Annotated in this window: 11 protein-coding genes; 8 read left to right on the top strand and 3 right to left on the bottom strand. The window is 66.5% G+C overall.

Annotated elements, in window-relative coordinates:
* A partial coding sequence (locus ACIQ42_RS13680) for a type II toxin-antitoxin system RelE/ParE family toxin (protein ID WP_397422785.1) occupies positions 1–258 on the bottom strand: 258 nt, incomplete at its 3' end.
* Complete coding sequence (locus tag ACIQ42_RS13675; protein ID WP_397422784.1) at positions 242–463, bottom strand: TraY domain-containing protein; 222 nt, start codon at positions 461–463, stop codon at positions 242–244. The genes ACIQ42_RS13680 and ACIQ42_RS13675, both read right to left, overlap by 17 nt.
* Before the next feature lie 150 nt (positions 464–613).
* Here ACIQ42_RS13675 and ACIQ42_RS13670 point away from each other — a divergent pair, with 150 nt between their 5' ends.
* Genes ACIQ42_RS13670 through ACIQ42_RS13645 form a run of 6 tightly spaced genes read left to right on the top strand, consistent with a single transcriptional unit; the run spans position 614 to position 5,029 of the window.
* Complete coding sequence (locus ACIQ42_RS13670) at positions 614–1,258, top strand: RibD family protein (RefSeq protein ID WP_397422783.1); 645 nt, start codon at positions 614–616, stop codon at positions 1,256–1,258.
* A complete protein-coding gene (locus ACIQ42_RS13665) occupies positions 1,259–1,849 on the top strand; it encodes a riboflavin synthase (protein ID WP_397422782.1) in 591 nt (196 codons plus the stop codon).
* Positions 1,850–1,880: 31 nt separating this feature from the next.
* Positions 1,881–2,345, top strand: coding sequence for a 6,7-dimethyl-8-ribityllumazine synthase (ribH, locus tag ACIQ42_RS13660; RefSeq protein ID WP_397422781.1), 465 nt, complete (start codon positions 1,881–1,883; stop codon positions 2,343–2,345).
* Positions 2,342–2,788, top strand: a complete 447-nt coding sequence (gene nusB / locus ACIQ42_RS13655; RefSeq protein WP_397422779.1) for a transcription antitermination factor NusB — start codon at positions 2,342–2,344, stop codon at positions 2,786–2,788. Before ribH ends, nusB begins: the two co-directional genes overlap by 4 nt.
* Positions 2,772–3,725: a thiamine-phosphate kinase gene (gene thiL, locus ACIQ42_RS13650; RefSeq protein WP_397422778.1), complete on the top strand. Its 954-nt coding sequence runs from the start codon at positions 2,772–2,774 to the stop codon at positions 3,723–3,725. The genes nusB and thiL overlap by 17 nt, the downstream gene beginning before the upstream one ends.
* Before the next feature lie 32 nt (positions 3,726–3,757).
* Complete coding sequence (locus ACIQ42_RS13645) at positions 3,758–5,029, top strand: sulfatase (protein WP_397422776.1); 1,272 nt, start codon at positions 3,758–3,760, stop codon at positions 5,027–5,029.
* Here the strand turns inward: ACIQ42_RS13645 and ACIQ42_RS13640 are convergent.
* Positions 5,026–5,985 (bottom strand): retroviral-like aspartic protease family protein, encoded by a 960-nt coding sequence (locus ACIQ42_RS13640; RefSeq protein ID WP_397422774.1) that lies wholly within the window; start codon positions 5,983–5,985, stop codon positions 5,026–5,028. The genes ACIQ42_RS13645 and ACIQ42_RS13640 overlap by 4 nt on opposite strands.
* 115 nt (positions 5,986–6,100) lie before the next feature.
* Here ACIQ42_RS13640 and ACIQ42_RS13635 point away from each other — a divergent pair, with 115 nt between their 5' ends.
* Positions 6,101–6,535 (top strand): hypothetical protein, encoded by a 435-nt coding sequence (locus ACIQ42_RS13635; RefSeq protein ID WP_397422773.1) that lies wholly within the window; start codon positions 6,101–6,103, stop codon positions 6,533–6,535.
* 196 nt (positions 6,536–6,731) lie between these two features.
* Positions 6,732–7,148 (top strand): sodium/proton-translocating pyrophosphatase (locus ACIQ42_RS13630; RefSeq protein ID WP_397422772.1); only part of this gene is annotated, 417 nt, incomplete at its 3' end.

Below are 7,148 nucleotides of genomic sequence, written 5' to 3'. Positions count from 1 at the left end.
CTCGCGGCGATTGCCCAGCCGGATCACGGTCACGAGCATGACGTCGTCGTTGAGGTCGGCAATGATCCTCCAATCGCCGACCCGATATTTCCAGAAATCGCCGATCTCCTTGCCCCGCAGGGCTTCGCCGATGCTGCGCGGATCTTCGAGCACGGCGATCCGGTCCCGCAGAAAGGTCAGGATGCGTTTTGCGATTTGCGGATCGAGTTTGCGGAGCTGTCTGGCGGCGCTGTCGGAAATTTCAACGCGCCAGGCCATACTCATCCAGCAGTTCGCTTAATGGTATGCTGGCCTCCGCGCCGGCCCGAATACGGTCGCGAACCTCGGACGACAGGTGAGCGTCCTCGAGGTCGTCGATATGTTCGACAATGGCTTCGGTGGCGTAGAAGGTCTTTGAACGCCCTGTCAGCGTTGAGAGGGCCGCGAGACGCGCTTCAACCTGGGCAGGCAGTCTGAGTGACATTGGCATAACGCCACCGATAGCAAAGCGATACGTGTATCGCAAGATGGTCCAAAGGTCCTGGTTCACGCAGCCGTTCGGGATGGCGCGAACCTGGCGTGGATCGGTCCAAGCCTTGCCCCGCCTGCGCGCTTGCCCCTAAACAGGGCCGGCATGAGCATCACCCTGAAGCTTGCCACGTCGCTGGACGGTCGCATCGCCACGGCGGCGGGTGAAAGCCGCTGGATCACGGGTGACGCGTCGCGCGAGCAGGTGCATCGCCTGCGGGCCGATCACGATGCGGTGCTGGTCGGGATCGAAACGGCGCTGGCCGATGATCCTGAGTTGACGGTGCGACTGCCTGGCTATGGGGGTCACCAGCCGGCGCGTGTGGTTCTGGATACGCGCCAGCGGCTTGAACCCGGCAGCCGGCTCGCGAAGACCGCGCGGGACATTCCGACCTATGTCGTGGCGACCGGTGCAGCCGAGCCCCGGTTATCGGACGTCGGCGTTCGGATATTGACCGTGCCGGCCGGTCCGGAAGGGCGACCGGACCTTGCGGCCGTGGTTCGACGCCTGGCGGCAGAGGGGCTTTCGGGCCTTTTCGTCGAGGGCGGCGGGCAGGTGGCGGGTGGTTTTCTTCGGGCCGGGCTGGTGGATGCGCTGGAGTGGTTCCGGGCGCCGATCCTGCTGGGCGGCGAGGGAAGACCGGCCATCGGCGAACTTGGCGTTGCAGCGCTGGCCGCGGCGCCCCATTTCCGACGGGTGGAGGTTCAGGCGCTGGGCGTCGACCTCTGGGAACGCTACGCGAGGGGCTGAATGTTTACCGGGATTGTCACAGACGTCGGGCGCGTGCGCAGCGTGCAGCAAACCAATCGGGATCTGCGGTTTGAAATCGAGACCGCCTTCGATACCGCGACCATCGATATCGGGGCCTCGGTCAGCCACGCCGGCTGCTGTCTGACCGTAGTGGACAAGGGCCCGGGCTGGTTCGCGGTGGAGGTCTCGGGTGAGACGCTGTCGATGACCACCCTGTCTGACTGGGCCGAGGGCCGCCCGGTCAACCTGGAGCGCGCCGCGCGGGTCGGCGATGAACTGGGCGGGCATATTGTGTCTGGCCACGTGGACGGCGTGGGCGAGGTGCTGTCCATCGAGAGCGAGGGCGGATCGCATCGGGTGAGAATCCGTGTCCCGAAGCCGCTGCACAGACATATCGCGCCCAAGGGTTCGATCACCGTCGAGGGCGTGTCGCTGACGGTGAATGAGGTCGAGGACGACGTGTTCGGCGTCAATCTGATCCCGCACACCTGGGATGTGACATCGCTGGGCGGCCTGAAGGTGGGTAGCCGCGTCAATCTCGAGATCGATATGCTGGCGCGCTATCTCGCCCGCTGGAGAGAAACAGCCTAAGGAGCGGGCTCAAACCGCCGAGGCGAGCCCCATGACCGAAGAGCCCATCCGTATCCTGATCGTGGAAGCCCGCTTCTATGAAGACCTGGCCGACGCCCTGCTGGAGGGGGCGACGCAGGCGCTTGAGGCCTTTGGCGCCGAGTATGATGTGGTCACGGTGCCGGGCGCGCTGGAGATCCCGGGCGCCATCGCCATCGCCGAGGAGGGTGGCCATCGCCCGGTGGGCAAGCTGTACGACGGCTATGTGGCGCTGGGCACGGTGATCCGGGGCGAGACCTATCACTTCGAGATCGTGTCGAACGAGTCGGCCCGCGGGATCATGGACCTGACGACGAGCAGGCGCGCCTGCATTGGCAACGGGATCCTGACCACCGAGGACGAGGATCAGGCCTGGGCCCGGGCTCGCGTGAGCGAGGGCGACAAGGGCGGCGGCGCGGCGCGGGCGGCGTTGAGCATGATCGCCCTGAAGCAGCAGTTGTACGGCGCGGCGCGATGAGCGCGCGACAGTCCCGGTCGGTGGCTCGTCTGGCCGCCGTGCAGGCGCTCTACCAGATGGAGGTGTCGTCCATCGGCGTGGAGCACGTGATCCGCGAGTTCACCGAACACCGGTTTGACCGGGATGCGGACGGCATCGATCTGGCTGCGGCGGATGAGGGTTTCTTTGCGGCGTTGGTGCGCGGGGTGGTGGCCGAACAGACGCGCGTGGATGCGGCCATCGTCAAGCGGTTGGCCGAGGGCTGGCGACTGGAGCGGCTCGACGCCACGGTGCGCGCGATCCTGCGGGCCGGCGCCTTCGAACTGGCCAACCGTCCGGATGTGCCAACCGAGGTGGCCATCGACGAATATGTGGACGTCGCCAAGAGCTTTTTCGAGGGAAGCGAGCCGGGCTTTGTGAACGGCGCGCTGGATGGGGTGGCCAGGGATGTCCGGCCGGCCTGACGGCGCGCTCGATGAGTTCGGGGAGATCGGCCGGCTGTTCTTGCCGCTGACGCGCGGTGCGCCGGGCGCACTGGGCCTGCTGGACGATGCGGCCCTGGTCGCGTCCCGATCCGGGCATGAACTGGTCATCACCAAGGACGCTATCGTCGAGGGGGTCCATTTCCTGAGTGGCGAGGATCCGGCCCTGGTCGGGCGGCGGCTGGCGCAGGTGAACCTGTCGGACCTGGCGGCCAAGGGCGCGGAGCCTTTTGCGGTGTTTCTGGCGATCGCCTGGCCGCCCGCCTACGGCGCGGCTGAGCGTGAGGCGTTCGCCCGGGGCCTTGGCGAAGACCTGCGCGAGGCGGGGGTCAGCCTGCTGGGGGGCGATACGGTGGGAACACCCGGGCCGCTGACGGCCAGCCTGACCGCGATGGGCTGGGTTCCCGAGGGCGGAATGGTGCGGCGCGCCGGCGCCCGACCGGGAGATCGGCTGATGGTCAGTGGTCATATCGGCGACGCCTGGCTGGGGCTGGCTGCGGCGCGCGGCGGCCTGGCGGACCCCGACGGATCCCTGACCCGGCGGTATCGCAACCCGCGGGCGCGGCTGGATCTGGCGGCTGTGGTACGCGCCCATGCGTCGGCTGCGGCGGACGTGTCGGACGGCCTGATCGCCGACGCAGGACACCTGGCGACGGCCGGCGGGGTGGGGCTGCGGATAGATCTGGATCACCTGCCGATCTCCAGCGCCGCGCGCGCCTGGCTCAACGCGCAGCCTGCAGAAGCGGCGGCCCGGATCGCGCTGGCCAGCGGTGGCGATGACTACGAGATCGTGGCGACGGCGCCGGTGGCGTTGCCGGGCTTCACCGTGATCGGCGAGGTGGTGGCCGGGGAGGGCGTGTCTGTCTTCGTGGGCGGTGCGCGCGTGGATCCTGGATCCGGCGGCTGGAGTCATCAATGAGCCCGGGTATGCGGCCGCGACAGGAGCCTTCGATGCGCAAGCCGAACATCATCATCATCATGACCGACGATCTTGGCTACGGCGACATCGGTTGCGACGGCGGGACCCATATCCGCACGCCGAACCTCGACGGGATGGCGGCGGAGGGCGTGCGGTTCACGGACTTCTACGCCTCGGCCAATGTCTGCACGCCGTCTCGGGCGGGATTGCTGACGGGTCGCTATGCGATCCGTTCCGGCCTCGCGCACGAGGTGATCCAGCCCGCCGACACCACGGGCCTGCCGCGCAGCGAGGTCACCATCGCCCAGGCCTTGAAGCCACATTACGCCACTGCGCTGATCGGCAAGTGGCATCTGGGCCACGTGGCGCCGCACTGGCCGCCTACGCTGTACGGGTTCGACCGGTTCTATGGCGTGCCCTACAGCCATGACATGCGCCCGCTGGCGCTGTTCGAAGGTGCCGGCGAGGATGTGGCGGCGCACGACGACAAGGTCGACATGGCCCGGCTGACGCAGCGGTTTTTCGAACAGACCCTGGCGTTTGTGGAAGCCAACCGCGACGCGCCGTTCTTCATTCTGCTGAACCTGACCGCCCCTCACATCCCGCTTCGTCCCAATCCCGACGATCTGACCGGGTCGCCGGCGGGCGACTATGGCGAGGTGGTCGAGGAAATCGACACCAACATCGGGCGTCTGCTCGCTCGCCTGAAGGACCTGGGGCTGGATGAGGATACGCTGGTGATGTTCACCTCGGACAACGGGCCATGGTTTGAAGGCTCGTCCGGGCCGTTCCGGGACCGCAAGGGTGGAGCCGCTTGGGAGGGCGGCTATCGTGTCCCGTTCATTGCGCGCCAGCCGGGGCGGATCCCGGCGGGGCGGGTGGAGCACGGACTGGCCAGCAACCTGGACCTCCTGCCAACCGCGCTGGGCCTGGCGGGCCTTGAGCCGTCCACAATTGAGCTGGACGGCCGGGATATCTCGGGACTGTTGACCGGAGAGGCCAGCTCACCCCACGATCAGATCGCGCTGTTCAACAACAACCATGTGGTGGCGGTCCGTACTGCGCGCTGGAAGCTGGTGGCGCGTTCGTACTACCGCACATTCGATGCTCCGCTGGATGGCTTGCCGCTGTTGTTCGACATGCAGGCCGACCCCGGCGAGACCTACAGCGTCGCGCGCAATTATCCCGAGGTGCTGGCGGATATGCGCCGACGACTGGCTGACGCCCGCGCATTCTACGAACCGATGGCGGCGACGTTTCCGCCCCACATCGCCCCGGCCAGCGCGGCCGATCATCCGGACTAGACGAAGTCGAACCGCACGGCGGAACGACCGAAATCCAGGGAGACCTTCTCGAACTGGCTGAGCAGATCCATGCCCAGCAACAGCGCCGGCGTGTCCTTGAGGCCCCAGACGTCAAAGACATGCACCTCGGCGAAGGTGACCGGCACGTTGCCCAGTCGAAGCCCGCCAAGCCGCAGGAACGGCAGGAAAACGGTCTCGCCGCTGAAGGATTCGCCGGCCAGTGTTTCCATCATGACCACCTCGGGCGCGCTACGGTCCACGGAACCGGACGCCTGTTCCTCGCGGCGGACCATGTCGCGCAAGAGACGATTGCACATGGAGCCCTGGGCGCCCGAGTCGATAATGGCGCTGATTGGCTTCCCGCCCAGGTCGGCGTCGACGATGGTCAACTGCCCCTTGCGGCGGCGCGCCGGCACCACGACGGCGCGACCGGGCTCATCGCGGTCGGAGCGCGACTTGGTGATCTCCATCTTGCGGCCCTTGAAATCCAGGGTCAGGCGCTGGCCCTTGAGCCAGTCCACGCCAAGGATACCGTCGATCTCGGGCACCTTGATCGGCAGGGCGGGCGCGCGCACATTTCTACGGTCTCGAGGTCCGATCTGCAGGAGATCGAGCTTCACGATGGGCCTCGAGCGCACGCCCACCACCGTATGGACCCGGGTCTGTTCCGTGCTGACGAGGTTCAGTTCCTCGGCAAGGCGACGCGAAACGCAGCTGATGTTGGCGCCCGTATCCAGAAGGAAGCTGAACGGCCCCTGCCCATTGATGCCGACAGGCGCCATCATATGGTCGTTCCGGCTCTGCTGCGTGGCGAGTTCCGTCGGCGGCTCGTCCGCGTCGGGGAGTTCAGTCTGCGGTGTCTCGGCAGGCGCCTTGGCGACTGCGCGTGTCACAGGCGCGGCCAATGCCCCGGCTGACAACAAGCCCAACGCCGCACCTCGCCGGGTGGGAGACATGCTCCGTGCTCCTGAAACTTGAACTTCACGGTGAGCGTAACAGTTCTGCCGCCAGCTCGCCACGCGTATGGCTTGCGGAAACCTTGCCGCAAGGATTTGGGCTCATTCTGACGCCATGAAGCCTGTCCTGAAAACACTTGTCGCGGCCGCACTCCTGAGCAGCCTTACCGGTCCGGCTATGGCGGCCGGAGCAAAGAAGGAGGAGAAGGACGCCGCCGCTCAGTATGTCGATCTCAAGACTGTGGCCTTGCCTATCTTGTCCAAGAACGCCGTCGTGAATCATGTGTTTGTCAGTTTGCGGATCAATCTGACCAGTGCCGCCAACGCAGTGCGGCTCAGGGAGATGGAGCCGCTGTTCCGGGATGCTCTGGTGCGATCAGCCCACCGGGCCCCCTACACCCTGGCATCCGATCTCACCAAGGTTGACGAGCCGCGGCTGATCGCCACCATGACCCGGCAGGCCAACGCGATCGCCGGACCCGGGCAAATCCGGTCCGTGGTGATCGCCTCTCAGACCCCCCGCCGACGAAAGACGCTGCCCCCCGCCTGAGCCCGTCTATCCTTTCCATCCGGCGGCGGTTGCGCGAGACCGCCAAACCCGAGTAGTTTCCGCCGTCTTTCCCGGGGCGCGCTCCTGCGCCCTGGTTCTTGTCGGGGAAACGCGAAGAGGCAGAGTGCCTGTAGACGTCGCCTGTCGCGGACGTCGGATGGTCTTTCTCACGCGATCGCAAAGGGGCGTTTGAATTATGAGTTCTGTTCTACCGTTGGTCATAGTGGCCGGGGTCCTGGCGGTGCTTTACGGCATCCTCCAGACCGTTCTGCTGCTGCGCGCCTCACCGGGCAACGCCCGGATGCAGGAAATCGCAGCCGCGATCCAGGAAGGGGCCGAGGCCTATCTGAAGCGTCAGTACACCGCGATCGGGATCGTGGGTGCGGTGGTGCTGGTTGCGTTGTTCCTGCTCCTCGGCGGCTATGCGGCCGTGGGTTTCCTGATCGGCGCTGTGCTGTCCGGGGCTGCAGGCTTCGCCGGGATGCTGATTTCGGTCCGCGCCAATGTGCGCACAGCCCAGGCGGCGTCAGAAAGTCTGGCGAAGGGCCTGAAACTGGCCTTCACCTCGGGCGCCATCACAGGTCTGCTGGTGGCGGGTTTCGCCCTCATCGGC

This window comes from Phenylobacterium sp. (assembly GCF_044372605.1).
Classification (GTDB): Bacteria; Pseudomonadota; Alphaproteobacteria; order Caulobacterales; family Caulobacteraceae; genus Phenylobacterium.
The sequence above is the reverse complement of the archived record's forward strand: the minus strand, read 5'-3'. Positions and strand labels throughout refer to the sequence as shown.